Annotated in this window: 17 protein-coding genes and 1 tRNA gene; 12 read left to right on the plus strand and 6 right to left on the minus strand. The window is 66.7% G+C overall.

Going from position 1 to position 21,458, the window contains the following annotated elements; translation table 11 throughout:
- Positions 1–212: 212 nt before the first annotated feature.
- The 7 genes from cyoA to VGE49_RS01805 all read left to right on the plus strand — a co-directional run bounded on the left by cyoA (position 213) and on the right by VGE49_RS01805 (position 7,139).
- Positions 213–1,442, plus strand: coding sequence for a ubiquinol oxidase subunit II (gene cyoA / locus VGE49_RS01775; protein ID WP_331032873.1), 1,230 nt, complete (start codon positions 213–215; stop codon positions 1,440–1,442).
- 13 nt (positions 1,443–1,455) lie between these two features.
- On the plus strand, positions 1,456–3,465 hold the full coding sequence (gene cyoB / locus VGE49_RS01780; RefSeq protein ID WP_414643585.1) for a cytochrome o ubiquinol oxidase subunit I: 2,010 nt from the start codon (positions 1,456–1,458) through the stop codon (positions 3,463–3,465).
- Positions 3,466–3,469: 4 nt separating this feature from the next.
- Complete coding sequence (gene cyoC, locus VGE49_RS01785) at positions 3,470–4,114, plus strand: cytochrome o ubiquinol oxidase subunit III (RefSeq protein WP_331032875.1); 645 nt, start codon at positions 3,470–3,472, stop codon at positions 4,112–4,114.
- On the plus strand, positions 4,111–4,494 hold the full coding sequence (gene cyoD / locus VGE49_RS01790; protein WP_331032876.1) for a cytochrome o ubiquinol oxidase subunit IV: 384 nt from the start codon (positions 4,111–4,113) through the stop codon (positions 4,492–4,494). The genes cyoC and cyoD overlap by 4 nt, the downstream gene beginning before the upstream one ends.
- Before the next feature lie 70 nt (positions 4,495–4,564).
- Positions 4,565–5,278, plus strand: a complete 714-nt coding sequence (locus VGE49_RS01795; RefSeq protein WP_331032877.1) for an SURF1 family protein — start codon at positions 4,565–4,567, stop codon at positions 5,276–5,278.
- 5 nt (positions 5,279–5,283) lie between these two features.
- Positions 5,284–6,597, plus strand: coding sequence for an ATP-binding protein (locus VGE49_RS01800; RefSeq protein ID WP_331032905.1), 1,314 nt, complete (start codon positions 5,284–5,286; stop codon positions 6,595–6,597).
- The gene (locus VGE49_RS01805; RefSeq protein ID WP_331032878.1) at positions 6,594–7,139 is read left to right on the plus strand and encodes a response regulator transcription factor; all 546 of its coding nucleotides are present in this window, start codon (positions 6,594–6,596) and stop codon (positions 7,137–7,139) included. The genes VGE49_RS01800 and VGE49_RS01805 overlap by 4 nt, the downstream gene beginning before the upstream one ends.
- Positions 7,140–7,154: 15 nt before the next feature.
- Here the strand turns inward: VGE49_RS01805 and VGE49_RS01810 are convergent, their stop codons facing one another.
- Positions 7,155–8,096, minus strand: a complete 942-nt coding sequence (locus VGE49_RS01810) for a DUF808 domain-containing protein (RefSeq protein ID WP_331032879.1) — start codon at positions 8,094–8,096, stop codon at positions 7,155–7,157.
- A 145-nt stretch (positions 8,097–8,241) separates the two neighbouring features.
- A tRNA-Lys gene (locus VGE49_RS01815) sits at positions 8,242–8,317 on the minus strand.
- 195 nt (positions 8,318–8,512) lie between these two features.
- Here VGE49_RS01815 and VGE49_RS01820 point away from each other — a divergent pair.
- Positions 8,513–9,922, plus strand: coding sequence for an amino acid permease (locus VGE49_RS01820; protein ID WP_331032880.1), 1,410 nt, complete (start codon positions 8,513–8,515; stop codon positions 9,920–9,922).
- Complete coding sequence (locus tag VGE49_RS01825; RefSeq protein ID WP_331032881.1) at positions 9,922–10,275, plus strand: Hpt domain-containing protein; 354 nt, start codon at positions 9,922–9,924, stop codon at positions 10,273–10,275. The genes VGE49_RS01820 and VGE49_RS01825 overlap by 1 nt, the downstream gene beginning before the upstream one ends.
- Positions 10,276–10,407: 132 nt before the next feature.
- On the opposite strand, the gene VGE49_RS01830 is transcribed toward VGE49_RS01825, so the two are convergent.
- On the minus strand, positions 10,408–10,740 hold the full coding sequence (locus VGE49_RS01830; RefSeq protein ID WP_331032882.1) for a chorismate mutase: 333 nt from the start codon (positions 10,738–10,740) through the stop codon (positions 10,408–10,410).
- A 4-nt stretch (positions 10,741–10,744) separates the two neighbouring features.
- Positions 10,745–11,560, minus strand: coding sequence for a ferredoxin--NADP reductase (locus tag VGE49_RS01835; protein ID WP_331032883.1), 816 nt, complete (start codon positions 11,558–11,560; stop codon positions 10,745–10,747).
- 106 nt (positions 11,561–11,666) lie between these two features.
- Here VGE49_RS01835 and VGE49_RS01840 point away from each other — a divergent pair, with 106 nt between their 5' ends.
- Both VGE49_RS01840 and VGE49_RS01845 read left to right on the plus strand, forming a co-directional pair.
- On the plus strand, positions 11,667–13,949 hold the full coding sequence (locus VGE49_RS01840) for a S9 family peptidase (protein ID WP_331032884.1): 2,283 nt from the start codon (positions 11,667–11,669) through the stop codon (positions 13,947–13,949).
- Between the two features lie 50 nt (positions 13,950–13,999).
- On the plus strand, positions 14,000–14,434 hold the full coding sequence (locus VGE49_RS01845; RefSeq protein WP_331032885.1) for a low affinity iron permease family protein: 435 nt from the start codon (positions 14,000–14,002) through the stop codon (positions 14,432–14,434).
- 280 nt (positions 14,435–14,714) lie between these two features.
- On the opposite strand, the gene VGE49_RS01850 is transcribed toward VGE49_RS01845, so the two are convergent.
- Both VGE49_RS01850 and VGE49_RS01855 read right to left on the minus strand, forming a co-directional pair.
- On the minus strand, positions 14,715–16,166 hold the full coding sequence (locus tag VGE49_RS01850) for an amidohydrolase (protein ID WP_331032886.1): 1,452 nt from the start codon (positions 16,164–16,166) through the stop codon (positions 14,715–14,717).
- An 83-nt stretch (positions 16,167–16,249) separates the two neighbouring features.
- On the minus strand, positions 16,250–19,306 hold the full coding sequence (locus tag VGE49_RS01855) for a TonB-dependent receptor domain-containing protein (protein ID WP_331032887.1): 3,057 nt from the start codon (positions 19,304–19,306) through the stop codon (positions 16,250–16,252).
- A 392-nt stretch (positions 19,307–19,698) separates the two neighbouring features.
- Between VGE49_RS01855 and ggt the strand changes: the two genes are divergently transcribed.
- A complete protein-coding gene (gene ggt / locus VGE49_RS01860; RefSeq protein WP_331032888.1) occupies positions 19,699–21,438 on the plus strand; it encodes a gamma-glutamyltransferase in 1,740 nt (579 codons plus the stop codon).
- Positions 21,439–21,458: the final 20 nt, after the last annotated feature.

Below are 21,458 nucleotides of genomic sequence, written 5' to 3' on the forward strand. Positions count from 1 at the left end.
GCGCGCCGCTGGTGGCGTTCATGACCGATGACGTTCCCTGGACCCGGGCGCGACACGCGCGCCGACATGGTAAGAATGACGAAAGCCGCCATTTGCTCCCGATCGGCGTCGGGGGGGATAGGACGGATTGTCCAATGTCGCTCCTCGGTGGCCAGGGGTAGGGGCGGCGCACGATGACCGTGCCAGAGCCTCATTCCCGGACAGGAGCCTTCGTGCGCCGCCTGCGACCCCTATTGTTGTTGCCCTTGCTGGCCCTGCTGCCCGGCTGCGAAGCCGTGGTGCTGTCGCCGGCCGGGGATATCGCCGCCCAGCAGCGCGACCTGCTGCTGATGTCGGTCTTCCTGATGCTGATCATCATCATTCCGGTGATGATGCTGACCGTCTTCTTCGCCTGGAAGTACCGGGAGTCGAACAAGGAAGCCCGCTACGAGCCGGACTGGGATCACTCGACCCATCTGGAGCTGGTGATCTGGGCCGCGCCTCTGCTCATCATCATCTGCCTGGGCGCCATCACCTGGTCGGGCACCCACCTGCTGGACCCCTATCGGTCGCTGGATCGGGTCAACAAAGGGCAGGCCGTCGCCGAGGGCGTCGAGCCGCTGCAGGTCAACGTGGTCGCCATGGATTGGAAGTGGCTGTTCATCTACCCGGAATACGGCATCGCCACGGTCAATGAGCTGGCCGCGCCGGTGGACCGGCCGATCCGTTTCCACATCACTTCGACCGGGGTGATGAACTCCTTCTACATTCCCGCCCTGGCCGGTCAGATCTACGCCATGCCGGGCATGGAGACGAAGATGAACGCCGTCATCAATCGTCCGGGCGAATACGTCGGCTTTTCGGCCAACTATTCCGGCGACGGCTTCTCCAACATGCGCTTCACCTTCCACGGTCTGGACGACGCGGGCTTTGACCGGTGGGTCTCCGGCGTTCGCGCCGCGGGCCAGGGCCTGGACCGCGAGACCTATCTGGAGCTGGAAAAGCCCAGCGAGAAGGTGCCGGTCATCCACTACGGCTCGGTCGATGAAGGTCTGTTCGACGCCGTGCTGAACATGTGCGTCGAGCCGGGCAAGATGTGCATGGGCGAGATGATGGCCATCGACAAGAAGGGCGGCCTGGGTCTGACCGCCGTCCACGCCACCTGGCCTCTGGTCCACGACAAATATGCTCGCCGCGGCCAGGCCGTCCTGGGTTCTGGCGAGTCCTATGTCATGGCGATCTGCACCCCGCTGGAGGCGGAGAAGGCCGCCGTGGACGCCGCCCGCCGCCGTCAGGAACTGGCCGTGCAGCTGACCCGTTCGGCCCCGAGCGAACAGATCATGGGCATGGGTCTGGCCCGTCCCGGTCAGGCCGCACGCACCGAAGTCGCCGCCGCCGGCTGGCCCTTCGCCCCCCGTATTCCTGCGCCGACCGCGGCCGACGCATCCGCGTCGCAATCCTGAGCGCCTGACCGACATGTCTATTGAGCAAATCGCATCCATGATCTTCGGCCGGCTGGACTGGAACGCCCTGCCGTTCCACGAGCCGATCCTGGTCGCCACCTTCACCGTCGTCGTGCTCGGCGGTCTGGCGACCCTGGGGCTGATCACCCGATACAAGTTGTGGGGCTATCTCTGGACCGAGTGGTTCACGACGGTCGACCACAAGAAGATCGGCATCATGTACATGATCCTGGGGATCGTGATGCTGTTGCGCGGCTTCGCCGACGCCGTCATGATGCGTCTGCAACAGGCCATGGCCTTCGGCGGGGCCGAGGGCTACCTCAACGCTCACCACTATGATCAGATCTTCACCGCGCACGGCGTGATCATGATCTTCTTCGTGGCCATGCCGCTGATCACCGGCCTGATGAACTATCTGGTGCCGCTCCAGATCGGGGCGCGCGACGTCTCCTTCCCCTTCCTGAACAACTTCAGCTTCTGGATGACGACGGCGGGCGCGGTGCTGGTCATGGCCTCGCTGTTCATCGGCGAGTTCGCCCGCACCGGCTGGCTGGCCTATCCGCCGCTGTCGGGCATCGGCTACAGTCCGGGCGTCGGCGTCGACTATTACATCTGGGCGCTGCAGATCGCCGGGGTGGGGACCACCCTGTCCGGCATCAACCTGATCGCGACCATCGTGAAGATGCGCGCGCCGGGCATGGGTCTGATGAAGATGCCGGTCTTCACCTGGACCTCGCTGTGCGCCAACATCCTGATCGTGGCTTCCTTCCCGGTGCTGACCGCCGTTCTGGCCCTGCTGACGGCTGACCGCTACCTGGGCACCAACTTCTTCACGAACGACTTCGGCGGCAACCCGATGATGTACGTGAACCTGATCTGGATCTGGGGCCACCCCGAGGTCTACATCCTGGTGCTGCCGCTGTTCGGCGTCTTCTCGGAAGTCACTTCGACCTTCTCGGGCAAGAAGCTCTTTGGCTACACCTCGATGGTCTATGCCACGGTGGTCATCACCATCCTGTCGTATCTGGTGTGGCTGCACCACTTCTTCACCATGGGCTCGGGCGCGTCCGTGAACTCCTTCTTCGGGATCACGACGATGATCATCTCGATCCCGACCGGGGCCAAGTTGTTCAACTGGCTGTTCACCATGTACCGCGGCCGTATCCGGTTCGAGTTGCCGATGATGTGGACGGTCGCCTTCATGCTGACCTTCGTGATCGGCGGCATGACCGGCGTCATGCTGGCGGTGCCGCCGGCGGACTTCGTCCTGCACAACTCGCTGTTCCTGATCGCCCACTTCCACAACGTCATCATCGCCGGCGTGCTGTTCGGCCTGTTCGCGGCCATCAACTTCTGGTGGCCCAAGGCCTTCGGCTTCAAGCTGGACAAGACCTGGGGCCTGGTCAGCTTCTGGTGCTGGGTGGTCGGCTTCTGGGTCGCCTTCGCCCCGCTCTACGTCCTGGGCTTCATGGGCGTGACGCGGCGGATGCGGGTCTTCGACGATCCGTCCTACCAGATCTGGTTCATCATCGCGGCGGTCGGCGTCGGCATCATCGCCGTCGGCATCCTGGCCATGCTGATCCAGTTCGCCGTCTCGATCATCAACCGCGACAAGCTGCGCGACGAGACCGGCGATCCCTGGCACGGCCGCACCCTGGAGTGGTCCACGTCCTCGCCGCCGCCGGACTACAACTTCGCCAAGACGCCGATCATCCATGACTCCGACGCCTGGTGGGACATGAAGGCGCGCGGCTACGAGCGTCCGACCGACGGCTACAAGCCTATCCACATGCCGTCCAACACGGGCGCAGGGGTGATCCTGGCCGGCCTGTCGACGGTCATGGGCTTCGCCCTGATCTGGTACATGTGGTGGCTGGCGGCGCTGAGCTTCTTCGCGCTGATCGCCTACGCCATCTTCCACACCTTCAACTACAAGCGCGACTACTACATCCCGGCCGAGAAGGTGCAGGCGACGGAAGACGCACACACTAAGGCCCTGGCGGCCGCAGCGGCGAAGGGGTGATCCGATGAGCCACGCTTCCTCCCTGAACCCTGACTACGTCGACGAGGCCGGGCGGCCTATCTACCACCCGGTCGAGGAGCCGCATCATCCGGAAGGCCACAGCACCATGCTGGGCTTCTGGATCTATCTGATGAGCGACTGCCTCATCTTCGCGATGCTGTTCGCCGTCTATGCGGTGATCGGCGCCAACTACGCCGCCGGGCCCGCGCCCAAGGACCTGTTCGACCTGCCGCTGGTGGCGCTGAACACGTCGATGCTGCTGCTGTCGTCGATCACCTACGGCTTCGCCATGCTGGCCATGGTCAAGAACCGCACGGCCCAGATGCAGATCTGGCTGGCGATCACCGGGATCTTCGGCCTCTGCTTCCTGGGGATCGAGCTCTATGAGTTCGCCCACCTGATCCATATCGGCGCCACGCCTCAGCGCAGCGGCTTCCTGTCGGCCTTCTTCGTTCTGGTCGGCACCCACGGCCTGCACGTCACCTTCGGCTGCATCTGGCTGGTCACGCTGATGATCCAGGTCTGGCAAAAGGGCCTGATCCCCGCCAACAAGCGCCGGCTGATGTGCCTCAGCCTGTTCTGGCACTTCCTGGACGTCATCTGGATCGGCGTCTTCACCTTCGTCTATCTGTTCGGGATGCTGCGATGAGCGCCGAGGCCCACAACGACCACGCGGTCGATCATCACGATCACCACGGCGACGACCACGATCACGGCTCGTTCAAGACCTATATGATCGGGTTCCTGCTGTCGGTGGTGCTGACGGCCATCCCGTTCTGGCTGGTCATGACCGGCGCCCTGCCGGCGGCGACGACGGGTCTGATCATCACGGCCTTCGCCGTGGTGCAGATCATCGTGCACATGATCTTCTTCCTGCACATGAACCACAAGTCCGAGGGCGGGTGGAACATGCTGGCCCTGATCTTCACCATCGTGGTGGTGGTGATCGCCGTCGCGGGTTCGGTCTGGGTGATGTATCACCTGAACGTCAACATGATGCCTACCCACGACATGCAGACCATGGGCTGAGCCTGACAGGGCGAGGCAGGGGAGAAGCGCCATAGAGCCGTCGTCGCGACCCGCCCGGCCGCCGCGCAGCATGACCGCCCTGATCCTGGGCGCGGTCATGTTCGCCCTGCTGTTCGCCGGCTTCTCGGCGCTCGGCGTCTGGCAGGTGCAGCGTCTGCTGTGGAAGCAGGACCTGATCCGTCAGGTCGATGCCCGCATCCACGCCGCGCCCGTGGCCGCGCCGCCGCCGGAACAGACCATCACGCGTCAGGCGGATCAATATCGTCGGGTCGTCGTCAGCGGCCGCTTCGATCATTCGCGCGAAGCTCTGGTGAAGGCGGTGACGGACCTCGGCCCCGGCTACTGGGTCATGACGCCGCTGACGACGGACCGCGGCTTCACCGTCCTGATCAACCGGGGCTTCGTCCCCTCCGAGCGCCAGAAGCCGGCGGATCGCGCCGACGGACAGGTCGAGGGCCAGGCGAGGGTCGTCGGCCTGCTGCGTCTGACTGAACCGGACGGCGGCTTCCTGCGCGCCAACGACCCGGCGGGCGGCCGTTGGTTCTCACGCGACGTGGCGGGCATCGCCGGGGCGAGGGGGCTGGCCGGGCCGATCGCCGCCTATTTCATCGACGCCGACGCCACGCCCAATCCCGGCGGCTGGCCGCGCGGGGGGCTGACCGTGGTGCGCTTCGCCAACAGCCACCTGATCTATGCCCTGACCTGGTTCGGCCTGGCCCTGATGTCGGCGGCGGGCTTCTTCCTGTTCGCGCGTGAGGAAAAACGCCGGAGGGCGGGGCAGTGAGCGCGATGAGCTTCGCGCGCAGCCTTCTGGGTCTGGACGACCGGGCCGAGGCGCCGGTGTCGCCGGGCGCCGCCGGGCGGCGCAACATGCTGCTGCTGATCCAGCTGCGCTGGCTGGCGGTGATCGGGCAGGTCGTGACCATCGCCGTGGTCCATTGGGGTCTCAAAATCCCCCTGCCGCTAGGCATGCTGCTGCTGGCCCCGGCCGGCCTGGCGGTGATGAACCTGGCCAGCGCCCCTGTCGCCCTGCGTCGTCATAGCGTGACGGACCCCGAATTGCTGCTGGCCCTGTTCGTCGATGTGGCCGCCCTGACCTGGCTGCTGTTCTTCAGCGGCGGGACCAGCAATCCGTTCGCCGCCCTCTATCTGATGCAGATCGTGTTGGCGGCGGTGCTGCTGCGGCCGCCCTACGCCTGGGGCTTTGTTCTTGTCACCAGCGCCTGTCTGACGCTGCTGGCCGTCTGGCATCAGCCGTTGCTGCTGCCGCCGGACACCGACGCCCACATGGGGCTGATCCAGGCCGGGGCCCTGGTCAACTTCATCCTGATCGCCGTGCTGCTGGTCGCCTTCGTCACCCGCACGACCCAGAACGTCCGGGCGCGCGACGCCTATCTGGCGGACGCCCGGCAACAGGCGGCGGAACAGGACCACATCGTCCGCATGGGCCTGCTGGCCTCGGGCGCCGCGCATGAGCTGGGCACGCCCCTGGCCTCGCTGTCGGTCATCCTCAGCGACTGGAAGCGGATGCCGACGCTGACCGCTGACGCCGACCTGACCTCCGACATCGCCGAGATGCAGGCCGAGGTCGAACGCTGCAAGACCATCGTCACCGGCATCCTGATGTCAGCGGGCGAGGCGCGGGGCGAAGCGCCGACCGTCACCACCCTGGGCGGCTTCCTGTCCGAGATCGTGGCGGAGTGGCGTGAGAAGTCGAACGACGCCATGGCTGTGACCCTGACCGGCCCGACGCCGCGCGATCCGCGCATCATCGCCGACCCAGCCCTGAAACAGGTCTTCAGCGCCCTGCTGGACAACGCCCAGGAGGCGGGGGCCGAGCGCATGATGGTCGCCGCGAGGCTGGACGACGACCTGCTGTCGGTCGAGTTCAACGACGACGGCCCGGGCTTTGCGCCAGACATTCTGGAACGGGTCGGCCAGCCCTATCAGTCGACTAAGGGTCGAGCAGGGGCGGGGCTGGGCCTCTTCCTGCTGGTCAATGTGATGCGCAAGCTGGGTGGCGGCGTGGTCGCCGCCAACCGACGCGACGGCGGCGCCAGCGTCCGCCTGACCCTGCCTCTGGAGGCCTTGGCTCCGAAATGACCGAACTGACCGACACCCCGCGCCAGCTGCTGATCGTCGAGGACGACGAGGCTTTCGCCAAGACCCTACGCAAGTCGTTCGAGCGGCGGGGGTATGAGGTGGTTTCGGCGCGCAGCCATGAGCAACTGGTCGAACTGCTGGCCATTCATCATCCGCAATACGCCGTCGTGGACCTGAAGCTGGGCGCCGCCTCGGGTCTCACCTGCGTTCAGACCCTGCACGCCTTTGATCCGGACCTGAACATCGTCGTCCTGACCGGCTTCGCCAGCATCGCCACGGCGGTCGAGGCCATCAAGCTGGGCGCGCGGCACTATCTGGCCAAGCCGGCGGGAACGGACGAGATTGAGGCCGCCTTCGCGCGACAAGAGGGCGATCCCGACGCTGCGCTCAGCGCCCGCCCGACCTCGATCAAGACGCTGGAATGGGAGCGCATCCACGAAGTGCTGGCCGAGACCAATTTCAATATCTCAGAGACGGCGCGCCGCCTGGGGATGCACCGCCGCACCCTGGCCCGGAAGCTGGAGAAGCGTCAGGTCATCTGACGACGACGCGTCACCCTAATGCGCGCCGCGCCCGAGCAGCCGCATGACCTGGTGCAGCATGACGGCGAGGACCCCGCCGACGATCAGGCCGAGCAGACCCGACAGCAGGGCGGTGGTGGTCCAGCTGACCGCGCCGGACAACGGCCCGGCCAATGCGCCGACCGCATGGGCCAAATGCTCGACGGGCTCCGCAGGCCAGGCCAGGCCCAGCGTATGCGTGCCGTGCAGCAGGATGCCGCCCCCGACCCACAACATGGCCACGGTGCCGATGATCGACAGGGACGAGAAGACGCCCGGCATGGCCTTGACCAGGCCGCGCCCGACAGATCGGCTGGTCTTCGATGCGCGCTCAGCCATGTGCAGGCCGATGTCGTCCAGCTTCACCAGCAGGCCGACCGCGCCATAGACGGCCACGGTCATGGCCAGGCCGACCACGATCAGCACGCCCGCCTGGGTCAGCAACGGCGCATCGGCGACGTCGGCCAGGGCGATGGTCATGATTTCGGCCGACAGGATCAGGTCGGTCCGTACGGCCCCGGAAATCGTGGCCTTTTCCAGGTGAGCGGGATCGTCGCTGACCGGCGTTTCCTCCGCCGCATGGCCGCCGAACATCTCCATCACCTTCTCCGCCCCCTCGAAACAGAGGTAGGCGCCGCCGCACATCAGCAGCGGCGTGATGACCCAGGGGGCGAAGGCGGTCAGCAGCAGGGCGACGGGAAGGATCAGCAACAGCTTGTTGCGGATAGAGCCCACGGCGATCTTGCCGATGATCGGCAACTCGCGGCTGGGCGACAGGCCGGTGACGTATTTCGGCGTCACGGCCGCGTCGTCCACGACCACGCCGGCGGCCTTGCTCGCGGCCTTGCTCGACGCGGCGCCGACGTCGTCGATGGATGCGGCCGCCAGCTTGGCGATCCCCGCGACGTCGTCGATCAGGGCCATAAGTCCAGAGGGCATGGGAACACCGGCAGGGGAGGAGAATCAGAGCCTTCTTCCTGCCCGCGTCGAGACGTCTTGGAAAGAGGCCGAGCTTTCGGTCAGGCTGCGGACGCAGAAACATCCCCAGAGGGGAGAAAGCTTGCCTGAAGATCAGAAGAGACGATGGTGGGTGATCACAGGTTCGAACTGTGGACCCGCTGATTAAGAGTCAGCTGCTCTACCAACTGAGCTAATCACCCGTACCGTCGTCTGCGCCCTTGGTGTGGCGCCGGTCCTTCGCTGCGACCCGCTGGGTTGCCCGAAGGGCCGTCCTATTACTCAGGATGCCGGAGGCGCGCAAGGGCTGAATTGCGGGATTTCTAAAAGTTTCGAGCGCGCGCTAATGTCGCGCCCGGAATCAGCCGCCGACAGACGCGGCAAACGAGGAAATGAAGATGGCGTTCTGGAACCGCAGGCGGTCGATCGATGCGATGCTGGCCCCGCACGAAGGGCCGGCGCTGAAAAAGACCCTCAGCTGGCCGCATCTGATGGCGCTGGGCGTCGGCGCCATTGTCGGCACCGGCATCCTGACCCTGATCGGGGTCGGCGCCGGTCTGGCGGGGCCGGCGGTGCTGATCAGCTTCGCCCTGGCCGGTCTGGTCTGCGCCTGCGCGGCCCTGGCCTATGCCGAGCTGTCGACCATCATGCCCGCCTCGGGCAGCGCCTACACCTACTCCTACGCAGTCCTGGGTGAGATCTTCGCCTGGGTCGTGGGGTGGAGCCTGATCCTGGAATATTCGCTGGTCGTCTCGGCGGTGGCCGTGGGCTGGTCGGGGTACGCCATTCCCTTCCTCAGCGGGATCGGCCTCGACCTGCCGCTGGCGTTGACGGTCGGCCCGCACGTCGAGGGCGGCCTGATCAACCTGCCCGCCGTCTTCATCATCGCCGTGGTGACGGGGCTGCTGCTGTTGGGCACCAAGGAGAGCGCCACGCTGAACGTCGTCCTGGTGGTGATCAAGATTTCGGCCCTGGTCGCCTTCGTGGCCATCGCCCTGCCGCGCTTCGACGCGGCCAACTTCACCCCCTTCATGCCGCACGGCTTCGGCGCGCCCTTCGTCCAGACAGGGGTCATGGCGGCGGCGGCCATCATCTTCTTCGCCTTCTACGGCTTTGACGCCATCGCCACGGCGGCGGAAGAAACCAAGAAGCCCGAGCGCGACCTGGCCATCGGCATCATCGGCTCGATGGTGGTCTGCACCCTGCTTTACATCGTCGTCGCGGCCGCCGCGATCGGCGCCGCGCCGGTGGCGACCTTCTCTGACAGTCCCGAACCCCTGGCCCTGATCATGCGCGGCCTGGGACAGGGCGTCGCGGCCCAGTGGATCGCGGCGGCGGCCGTGGTCGCCCTGCCGACGGTTCTGCTGGCCTTCCTGTTCGGTCAGAGCCGCATCTTCCTGGGCATGGCCCGCGACGGCCTGCTGCCCAACCGATTGGCCAAGATCTCGACGCGCGGCGTGCCGACCGTGGTGACGGTCTTCACCGCCATCGTCGTCGCTATCCTGGCGGGCGTCATGCGTCTGGACGAGCTGGCCTCGCTGGCCAACGCCGGCACCCTGATGGCCTTCATGGCCGTCGGGATCAGCCTGATCGTGCTGCGTGTCCGCGAACCCAACCGCGAGCGCCAGTTCAAGACGCCGCTGTGGTGGCTGGTGGGGACGATCGCCATCGTCGGCTGCATCGTCTTCTTCTTCAGCCTGAAGGCCTCGACCCAGTTCTACTTCCTGCTGTGGAACCTGTTCGGCCTGGCCATCTACCTGCTGTGGTCGTCCAGGAACGCTCAGTTGGCCAAGAGTCCGGAGGCCTGATGGCGCGGCGTGATCTGACGGGGGCGGTGGATTTCACCGTCCTCGAGACCATGACCGGCGGCATGGACGACGTGACCGAGGAGGTGCTGGGCCTGTTCGCCCAGCAGGCAGCCCTGTGGTCGTCGCTGCTGGACGCCGCGTCAGAAGGATGGCGCGACGCCGTGCACACCATACGCGGCGCCAGCGCCGGCATCGGCGCGCGCGACCTGGCCACGGTCTGCGCCGAGGTCGAGCATGGCGAGCAGTCGTCGGCTCCGGCGGGGCTGGAACGGGTCAGGACGGCGCTGGACGCGGCCCTGGCCGACGTCGCCGCCTATCGCCATGAACTGATGTTGAGAAGCCTGAAGGGCTGATTTCCTTCCCATGACATGGGGAGGCGGCGCGGCGCCGTAGGCGACGTGACGGAGGGGCGGCCTCGTTCAAGCGCAACAGCCCCTCCGCCGCTACGCGGTCCCCCTCCCCATGAAATGGGGAGGAAGGGGAAGTCAGCCCCGCGTGGCGTCGTATTTGGCGAACTCGTGGGCGATGCAGCGGTCTATCAGCAGGCGCCAGACCGGCTCGGCGATATCGGCTGACAGGCCGGCGGGCTGGGCTGCGGCCAGGACCTTGGCCACCACGTCGTCGATGCGGGCCTGATCGAAGACGGCGTCGCGGTTCGGCTTGATGCGGGCGGCGGCGTCCATGTAGCGTTGACGCTCGGCCAGCAGGGTGACGAGCGCACGGTCCAGGGCGTCCACGCCCTGACGCACGTCGATCATGTCAGCGCAGTCTTCCGGGGCCTTGCGGTCGTCGATGGCGACGGTGCGGGGGGCGGTCATCAGGTCAGCCGACAAAGGCGCGCTCCAGAACATAGTCGCCGGGTTCGGCGTTCGAGCCTTCCTTGAGGCCGTAGGATTCCAGCAGCTCGCCGGTCTCCTTGATCATGGCCATCGAGCCGCACAGCATGACGCGGTCGCTGTTGGGCGAGAAGCCGATGGGCAGTTGCAGGTCGGCGAAGACATCGCCCGACTTGATGCGGTCGGTGATGCGGCCCGGCGTCTCGAACCGCTCGCGCGTCACGGTGGGATAATAGGTCAGCTGGGCCTTGGCTTCGTCGCCGATCAACGGGTCGTCGTGGATCTCGTGGCTGAAGAAGTCGCGATAGGCCAGGTCGGCGACGTTGCGCACCGTGTGGCAGACGATGACCTGCTTGAAGCGGGAATAGGTCTCGGGATCGCGCGCCACCGACAGCCAGGGCGCCAGGCCGGTGCCGGTGCCGATCAGCCACAGACGTTCGCCCCCGGTCAGGGCGTCCAGAACCAGCGTCCCGGTCGGCTTCTTGCCCATCAGGACGCTGTCGCCCGGCTGGATTTTTTGCAGGCGCGAGGTCAGGGGGCCGTCCTCGACCTTGATCGAGAAGAACTCCAGCTCCTCGGCCCAGAAGGGGCTGGCGATGGAATAGGCGCGCAGGACGGGCTTTGCGCCGTCTTCGCCCGGCAGGCCGATCATGACGAACTCGCCCGAGCGGAAGCGGAAATCCTCAGGCCGTTTCACGCCGAAGCTGAACAGCTGGTCGTTCCAGTGGCGGACCCACAGGACCTCGAGGTTGTGGAAGGGGCTGGCCTTGACGGGCGGCGCGGCGAGGGAGGCGTCGGACATGGGGCCTAACTAGGCGGTCGCGGGCGAATGCGAAAGGCTCGCGAGGGTCGCAGCGCGACAAGAATTGCGGATGACGGCGGAAGAATCCGCCTCTAGCTTCGCCGCCATGCGCACATTCCTTCTTGCTTCGACGATCCTGATGGCTGCGACCTCGGCCTTCGCCCAAACAGCTCCCCAACCGGCGACGCCGCCGGCCGCGACGGCGCCGGCCTCCTCGATCCTGACGGTCGAGCGGGTGTTCGCCAATCCGTCTCTGGCCGGGCCGGTGGCCAAGGGCGTCAGTCTGTCGCCGGACGGCGAACTGGTCGCCTTCCTGCGCTCGCGCGAGGACGACGTAGACGTCCTGGACCTGTGGGCCGCGCCGGTGGCGGGGGGCGAGCCGTTCAAGCTGATCGACGCGCGCGCCCTGGTTCCCGACGCCGGCGAACTGTCCGAGGCCGAGAAGGCGCGCCGCGAACGGATGCGGATTTCGCAGCGCGGCGTGGTGGAATATTCCTGGGACGAGCAGGGCCGCTACATCCTGGCGCCGCTGGAGGGCGACATCTTCCTGGCCAATCGCGCCGACGGCGGCGTGCGTCGCCTGACCGAGACGACGGCCGATGAGATCGACGCCAAGGTCTCGCCCAAGGGCTCGTTTGTCAGCTTCGTGCGCGATCAGAACCTGTTCGTGGTCAATCTGGAGACGGGCGCCGAGCGGGCGATCACCGCGGACGGCAAGGATCTGATCACCTGGGCCACCGCCGAGTTCATCGCTCAGGAGGAACTGGATCGCGACACCGGCTACTGGTGGAGTCCTGACGAACGCTTCATCGCCCTGCAACGCACGGACGAGAGCACGGTGGATGTGATCCCGCGCCTCGACATCACCGGCGGCGGCGCCTCGGTCATCTCGCAGCGTTATCCTCGCGCCGGTCGCCCCAACGCCGTGGTCGAGCTCTATGTTCAGGACGTGCAGGCCGGTAAACGGGTCAAGGTTGACCTGGGCGCCGACGCCGACATCTATCTGGCCCGCGTCAACTGGGCCAAGGACGGGCGGACCATGTACGTCCAACGCCTGTCGCGCGATCAGAAGACCCTGGACCTGCTGAGCGTTGATCCGACCACCGGCGCCAGCCGCGTCATCGCCACCCAGCGATCCGCCGCCTGGGTGCCGCTGAGCCACAGCTTCAAGGCCTTGGCCGACGGCAACTTCATCTGGTCGTCGGAAGAGAGCGGCTGGAACCACCTCTACCTCTACAACCGCGACGGCCGCCGCCTGCGTGCGATCACGCAGGGGAACTATCCGGTCAAGTCGCTGGCGGGCGTCAACCCGACGACGGGCGAGGTCTTCTTCACCGCCTCGATGCGCGACGGCAAGGAATACCCGATCGAGCAGCAACTGTTCCGCGCCAGCTACAAGCGGACGGGCGCGCCGACCGAGGTCACGCCGCGCGGCGGCTGGTGGAGCGCCTCGGTCAACGACACGGGCACGGCCTATGTCGGCAACTACACCGACGTGAACACGCCGTCGCAGTCGGCGCTTTACAGCATCGACGGCACGCGCGTGCGCTGGATCGAGGAGAACAGGCTGCAGCCCGGCCATCCCTTCTGGCCCTATGCCGAACGGCAGCAGAAGCCGACCTTCGGCACGCTGCAAAGCCACGGCGAGACGCTGATGTGGCAGATGACGACGCCGCCGGACTTTGATCCGACCAGGACCTATCCGGTGGTCATGCAGGTTTACGGCGGCCCGTCGGGCGGCGGCGTCAAGAACGCCTGGCAGGGCGCGACCAACCAGCTTCTGACCGAGGCGGGCTACATCGTCTTCCGCCTGGACAACCGGGGCGAGGGCGACCGTTCAGCGGCCTTCAAGCAGGCCCTCTATCTGAAGATGGGCCAGCCGGAGATCGAGGATCAGGTCATCGCCGCCGACTATCTGCGGTCGCTGCCCTACGTCGACGACAGCCGCATCGCCATGATGGGCTGGTCCTATGGCGGCTTCATGAGCCTGATGGCCCTGACCGAGCCCAGGATGGGCCTGGCCTCGGCCCTGGCCGGCGCCCCGCCGACCGAGTGGAGCCTCTACGACACCGCCTATACCGAGCGTTACATGTCGACGCCCCAGGCCAATGTGGAGGGCTACGCCGCCTCGGACGTGCTGGGCCGTCTCGACAACCTGACCGGGCGTCTGCTGCTGCTGCACGGCATGGCCGACGACAACGTCATCTTCGAGAACACCACGCGGGTGCTGGACGGCCTTCAGGCCAAGAGCATCCCGTTCGAGACCATGCTCTATCCCGGACAGCGCCATGGCGTGCGCGGCAACGAGCGTCAGTTGCACCTGTGGCGCACCTACCTCGACTTCCTGGACCGCACCATCGGCGCGCGGGCGCCCGCCAAGGCGGACTGATCTGATCCTGTCCCGGCGGAACAAGCGGCAAGCGCCGCCGTTCCGCCGGAATGGAAAAGCTGTTCAACCATTTCGCCAATACGACGGCCAAGATGGCGGGCCGACCGTGGACCTTCATTCTCTGCCTGCTGCTGGTCGTGGTCTGGGCGTCGACAGGGCCGATCTTCAAGTTCAGCGAGACCTGGCAGCTGGTGATCAACACCGGCACGACCATCATCACCTTCCTGATGGTCTTCCTGATCCAGAACACCCAGAACCGCGACGCGGCGGCCATGCACGCCAAGATGGACGAGCTGATCTATGCGGTTCGGAAGGCCGACGCGCGCTTCATCGGCATCGAGCATCTGACTGACAAGCAGTTGGCCGCAATTCTGGAAGAGGTCGAGGCGCGGGCCCTGGCCATTCATGCGGGCAACCCGGCGCGGGCGATCAAGGGCGTTCCGGCCAAGCGCGCCGAGGAGAGCGGGGCCCAGACCTCGGAGTGAGTTCGCTCAGAAAAACAGAGTCCAATTCGTCTGAATCGTCTGAAATCCCTCCGCGGCGCTGGTGGAAGGCTCATCATGACAGATGGATGGAAGACCGCGGACCAATGGGCCCGAGAGGCGCGCAATCGCCGTGATTTTCCGGGATTGGAGCGGCGAAATTAGGCGGGCTGGGGCGACGTTCCGTGAGTCCTTCTCCCCTTGTGGGAGAAGGGTTTTAGTGGGCTATCGCCTGCGGCTTCTTGAGCCCCTTCTCCCACAAGGGGAGAAGGGGCGCGGGGCCTTAGTCGCGATAGTTGAGCGCCGGGGCGCGGTCGCCCACAAGGGCCTCGTATTTGAAGTCCGGGCCGCGACGGCGGTCGAACTCGGCCTTGGCGGCCTGGATCGTTTCCGGGCTCTGGAACAGTTCGGCGGTGGTCAGGGCCAGGGTCTTGGCGGCCAGGTGGGCGCCCTTCAGGCCGATGGTCGAGCCGGCGGCCACGACGTTTTGCCAGGAGTGGCCCGCCGAGCCGGGGACGAAGGTGGCGGTGGACAGGCCGACGGTCGGCGCGACCCAGGAGACGTCCGACACGTCGGTCGAGCCGCCGAAGTCGCCGCCGATCACCGCCGGCTCGATCTGACCGACGCTGGCCAGGTCGGGTTTCGTCGGCAGGGTCTTCTGGATCTCGGTGGCCAGGGCGATTTCCTCGGGCGTCCAGGTGATGCCGCCGACATGGCGAAGGTTGCGGTCCATGACGGTCATCAGGGCCTCGTTCGGCAGCATGGAATAGACGCCGCCGATGGCCTCGAACTCGACGCGGGTGCCGGTGCCGAGCGCCGCGCCCTCGGCCGCCTTCTTCACCCGCTCCAGCACGTCGCGGACGATCTGCGGGTCGTTGTGACGGACGTAGTAGTAGCTCTCGGCGAAGGCGGGGACGACGTTGGGGGCCTTGGCCCCGTCGGTGATGGCGTAGTGGATGCGGGTACGGTCGGGAATATGCTCGCGCATCAGGTTGACCATGGCGTTCATGGCCTCGACCCCGTCCAGGGCCGAGCGGCCGCGATCCGGCGCGGCGGCGGCGTGGGCGGCCGTGCCGTAGAAGCGGAACTTGCCCGAGACGTTGGACATGGTGTCGCCCTGACGGGCGCTGTTGACGTTGCCGGGGTGCCAGTGGACGGCCACGTCCACGTCGTCGAACAGGCCGTCGCGGACCATGTAGACCTTGCCCGAGCCGCCCTCCTCGGCCGGGGTGCCATAGACGCGCAGTTCGCCCTTGATGTTGTTGGCGACCATCCAGTCCTTGACCGCGATGGCGGCGTGGACCGAGGCGGCGCCGAACAGGTTGTGGCCGCAGCCGTGACCGGCGTGGCCCCCGGCCGATTCCTGCACCGGGTTCAGGGTCTGCGACAGGCCGGGCAGGGCGTCGTATTCGGCCAGGACCGCGATGACCGGGCCGTCGCCGGTCTTGAAGCTGGCCAGGAAGGCGGTGGGTTCATTGGCGATGCCCGAGGTGACGTTGAAGCCGGCGTCGCGAAGCTGACCCTGCAGCAGCGCCGTGCTCTGGGTTTCCTGATAGCCCAGTTCCGCGAATTTCCAGATTTCCAGGGCGGCGTGGTCCAGGGCGGGCTGGTTGCGCTCGACCGTGCCGGTGATCTGGGTGCGGGCCTGGGGCGACAGCTCGGCGGCGACGGCCGGGACGCTGAGGCCGGTCAGGGCGGCGGCGAGCGCCAGGGCGCGTATCGAGACGGGTTTCATCAGGAACTCCACAAACAGGCGTCAGGAACAGAGAAGGGCGGAAGACGATGCCTCGTCTTCCGCCCGATCAGAAGCGGGTCGCGTCAGAACGACTTGCGGATGCTGGCGTACCAGTAGCGGCCGTAGGGCTGATAGACGGTGCCCAGGTAGCCGTCCGAGGCCAGGGGCGGAGCTTCATCGGTCAGGTTGCGGACGCCGACGCGAACCGCGGTTCCGCCCAGCAGGCCGTCGTTCTCGAACTCATACTCGCCGTAGAGGTTGGCGGTGATCTGCGAGTCGACGGTCCAGACTTCGCCGACCGAGTTGGTCAGGCCGTCCTGTTCGACGCTGCCGGTATAGGCGGTGTAGGCGCCAAGCGTGACGTTCTGATAGCGCCAGGTGGTCGAGGCCGACCACTTCCATTCCGGGCGCCCGCCCTGGCGGATCAGATCGCCGGCGCTGCCGCTGAAGGCGATGGCCGCGTCGATGTCGCCCTTGGCCTTGGCGTCCATCAGGGCCTGAACGGCCGGCGAGGGCTCCAGATGATACTTCAGCAGGTGCGAGACGTTCAGATTGACGCTGAAGTCGCCCAGGTCCGTGCCGCGCAGGCTCCACATGACGCCCAGGTCGATGCCCTGGACCTCCTGCGGTTGCAGGTTGTCGTAGAGGTCCTTGACGTAGAGGATCTCGCCCGCCGCCTGCATGCCGGTTCCGGCGAAGATGGCGATGTCTTCCGGCGTGGCTGCGGCGCGCACCACGTTCGGGTTGAAGCTGCCCTGCTTGCGCAGCAGATAGTCCAGCGTCAGGGCGTTCTGGCCGCGGAAGACGCCGACCATGCCTTCCTGCTTCACGTTCCACCAGTCGATGGTGATGGTGAAGTCGCCGAGATTGGCGGGGGTGAAGTCCGGCTGGATCACCGTGCCGATCGACAGGGTTTCTGACTCTTCCGGCTTCAGGTTCGGATTGCCGGCGCGCTGTTCGGCCACGTTGCGGCGGATGCGCGCCGTGTTGACCGAGCCCGCGTCGGGGAAGCCGGGGGTGATGGTCGGGCTGACGCAGCGGTTCAGGCCGGTGATCGCGCCGCGACGAGTGAGGGCCTCGCAATAGGCCCAGTCGGTGCTGCTGTTCGAGCGGGTGACGATGCTGGCGTTGACCTGCTCCAGGTTCGGAGCGCGGAAGCCCTGGGCCCAGGAGCCGCGCAGACGCAGGCCCTCGGCCAGGTCCCAGGCCACGGCGACCTTGGGCTTGGCGATGTCGCCGAAGTCCGAATAGTGCTCGTAGCGGCCGGCGACCTGGGCTTCCAGATTATGGACGAAGGGGATGTTCATCTCGGGCGAGATGATGGGCACGGCCAGTTCGGCGTAGGCCGAATAGACGGTCCGGTCGCCCTCGGTGTCCGGGTTCATCGAGGAGTTGATCAGGTCGCTGTAAACCGCGCCCGAGACGTCCGTGAAGGTGATGGTCCCGTCGATGCGGGCGTCGCGGTCGTCCAGCTGGGTTTCACGACGGGCCTCGACCCCGGCGGCCATGCCCAGATCGCCGGCGGGCAGGGCGAACAGGTCGGGGCGCGACACCTTGAAGTCCCACAGCGCCAGGGTGGTCTCGGTGTAGCGGCGCATCTTCTGGCGGATGGCGTCCAGGGCGGCCTTGCTGCTGGGCGTGCCGTCGCCGAAGCTGAGGTTGTTCAGATCACCGCCGTTGAACGGGTTGTAGGCGTCGGCCGTCGACAGGGCGAGCTGCTTCTGCAGGGCCGTGGTCGAGACGTTGTCGCTGATGTCCTCGGCGCTGGCCTCGGAGTAGAGCAGGGCGCTCTCCCAGTCCCATCCGGCGAACTCGCCGCGCAGGCCGCCCAGGGCGCGATACTGCTTGTTGGTGACGTTGACCTCGATCGGGCCCAGGTCGTCGAAGCGATAGCCGCTGAGCAGCAGGTCGACGCCGCCGGCGGGCGCGGTGATGCCCGGCAGACGGTTCGGGTTGGCCCCGCCGCCCGGCAGGGTCGTGGCCCCGAACGGGTTGTAGAAGTTGGTTTTCGGGATCGTCAGGACGATCGAGGACAGGGTGCTGAGCGGCGCCTGCCAGGCGGTGGTTTCCGCGTGATAATAGCCCAGTTCGCCGAAGGCCTCGATGCTGTCGTTGAGCTTGTACTTGCCGTTCAGGAAGAGGTTGAGGCGTTCGACCTCGGGCATGACGGTCAGGCCCTGGGCCGCCGAGTCCGAATAGAGACGGGAATCGACCGTCGTGCCCGACCTGAGGCACAGGCCATTGCCCAGCGCGGCGCCGCAGCCGGTGAAGCTCGCGGGCTGGGTGCTGAAGGCGGTCAGGTTGGAGGTCGCGCCCGGCAGGCGCACCGTGCCGCCGGTGGGGCGGAACAGCCCCCAGGGCGTCAGCGACGAACGGCCGTTCAGCGACGTGTTGCCCTCGAAGCCCGTCCCGGCGAACAGCGGGCGCTTGTCCAGCGAGGCGGTGTAGTCCTGATCCGTGGTCGAAAGCTCGGTGCGCTGGTCATAGTTCAGGAAGAAGGAGAGGTTGCCCCGGCCGTCGAAGAGGTCCTTGCCGCCATAGGCGCTGAGATTGGTCTCGCGCATGCCCGTGCCCTCGGCGCCGCCGTACTGGGCCGAGACGGTCAGGCCGTTCAGGTCGTCGCGCAGGACCGTGTTGATGACGCCCGCCACGGCGTCCGCGCCGTAGATGGCGGCGGCGCCGTCGCGCAGGACTTCCAGGCGCTTCAGGCCCGTCACCGGAATAGCGTTGGTGTTGTAGGTCAGCACCGGGACCAGATGCTCGTTCGCCTGGCTGGTCGGGTGGCCGACGACGCGGCGGCCGTTCAGCAGCACCAGGGTGTTGCCGATGCCGAGGCCGCGCAGGTTGACCGAGCCGGTGTCGCCGCGCGCCGAGTTGGAGCTGGCGGGCAGGTAGCTGGAGTTGAAGGTCACGTCGCCCATTTGCGGGATCGAGCGGATCAGTTCGTCGCCCGAGACCGCGGCGGACGCCAGAATTTGTTCCTCGCCGACCACGGTGACGGGCAGGGCCGCCGTGACCTTGGCGCCGCGAATTTGCGAGCCGACGACGACGATTTCATCGACCTGGGTGGCTTCCTGCGGCGGCGCTTCCTGGGCGACGGCGGCGGTGGCGACGCCGAACAGCGCGGTGGTGGCCAACATGGCCGTCTTCAAGCTAAGGCGAGCAAAAGCTGCATGCATGGTCTTGTCATCCCCGTTGTTGGTCATCGAGCCCGGTATCCCCCGATCCCGTCCGGCGGCGGCCGGCGTTCCGATTTGGAAGGCGATTTCGTGATCCGCCGGCCGTCCGCTGGATCGGCCGTGTTCGGAGATTTCGCCTCCTTGAGAACTAGAAACGGACACAATGACCGCGTCAACCGCAGATGCAAAAATATTGCTGGTATCCATAATAACGAGCGAAATAATCACTCATAATCGGCCTTGAGCTTCCAGTTTCAGCAATGCTATCGCTTCACTTTCGGCATTTATGACGAGCGGCGACCGAATTTTGTTTCGGGGTCCGGCGGGCTGATGCGAATTGTGACGGGGTGGCTATGCGTTCTCATCTGAAAATTCTGGCGGTCGCGGCGGCGGCCCTGTTGGCGGCTGCGCCTGCGATGGCGCAGCAGGCGCCGGCCCAGGTCCGGCCGGCGGTCGGCAGCGGCGGCGATATCGTCAACTACGGCCAGATCCACAGCCCGGTCGTCGGACGGGGCGGCATGGTGGTGAGTCAGAGCGCGATCGCGACTCAGGTCGGCGTCGACATTCTGAAGCAGGGCGGCAACGCCGTGGACGCGGCCGTGGCCGTGGCCTTCGCCGAGGCCGTGACCCTGCCGCGCGCCGGCAACATCGGCGGCGGCGGCTACATGATCGTCCACATGGCGGCGACGGCGGATCGTCCGGCCCAGGACATCGCCATCAACTATTACGGCACGGCGCCGCGCGCCACGACGCCGGACCTGCTGCTCGACGACAGCGGCAAGTTCGACCGCGCCGCGCCCTCCAGCTTCCGCAATGTTTCCGTGCCCGGCACCGTCGCCGGCATGTGGGAGGCGCACAAACGCTTCGGCGCCCTGACCTGGGCCCAGGTCGTGGCCCCGGCGGTCAAGCAGGCCGAGGACGGCGTGATCCTGTCGGACGGCGAGGCCGACGCCACCGCCGGCCGCGCCCGCGTCCTGGCGACCGATCCCGGCGCGCGCGAGGCCTATCTGAAGCCCGACGGCACGCCCTATCGCGCGGGCGAGCTGTTCAAGCAGCCTCAGCTGGCCTGGAGCCTGCGTCAGGTGCAGCAGGGCGGGGCCGACGCCTTCTATCGCGGCGAACTGGCCCAGAAGATCATCGAGGGCGTTCAGGCGCGTGGCGGCGTCATGGATGCGAAGGACCTGGCCGATTACCGCGCCGACGTGACCGCTCCGATCTGGTCCACCTATCGCGACCACCGGATCGCCTACATGCCGCCGACCGCCTCGGGCGTCAGCGTGGCCGAGGGGCTGAACCTGCTGGAGCATTTCCCCATGCGCGAGCTGCGCTGGGGCAGCGTCGACAGCCTGCACCTGATCTCGGAAGCGATGAAGATCGTCTCGTCGGACCGTCGCCTGATCGGCGGCGCGCCGCAGTGGACGACGCCCGCGCAGGGGCTGGCCAGCAAGGAATTCGCCGCCGAGCGGGTCAAGCTGATCCGCATGGATCGCTCGCTGGCCGCCGCCGACATCCCCGAGGGCAACCCCTATCCCTATGAGAGCCAGGACACGACCCACTATTCGGTGGCCGACGCCCACGGCAATGCGGTGTCGAACACCTACACCCTGTCCAACTCCTATGGCGCGCACGTCGCGCCGGTGGGGACGGGCATCCTGCTGAACAACTCGCTCGACAACTTCTCGTGGGGCACGACCGGCCAGCCGAACTCGCCGGCGCCGGGCAAGCGTCTGGGCTCGACCATCACGCCCATGATCGTCTTTGACGACGACAAGCCCTGGCTGGTCACGGGCACGCCGGGCGGCGGCTACATCATCGCCACCATGGTCCAGCTGGTCTCCAACGTTATCGACCACCAGCTGAACATCGCCGAGGCGGCCATGCGGCCGCGCCTCAATCAGGCCGGCGGCGACAGCCCGCTGGAGCTCGAGGGCGGCTTCTCGCCCGACGTCGAGCGCCTGCTGCGCGAGCGCGGCCATACGGTCCGCCCGTCCATGACAATGGGCAGCACCCAGTCCATCATGATCGAGGGCGATCGATTCCTGGGCGCGGCGGACACCCGCCGGCCCGACGCCCTGGCGCTCGGCGTCCAGTAAATCCAGTCATCCGGGGGGCG

Source organism: Brevundimonas sp. (assembly GCF_036405315.1).
Classification (GTDB): domain Bacteria; phylum Pseudomonadota; class Alphaproteobacteria; order Caulobacterales; family Caulobacteraceae; genus Brevundimonas.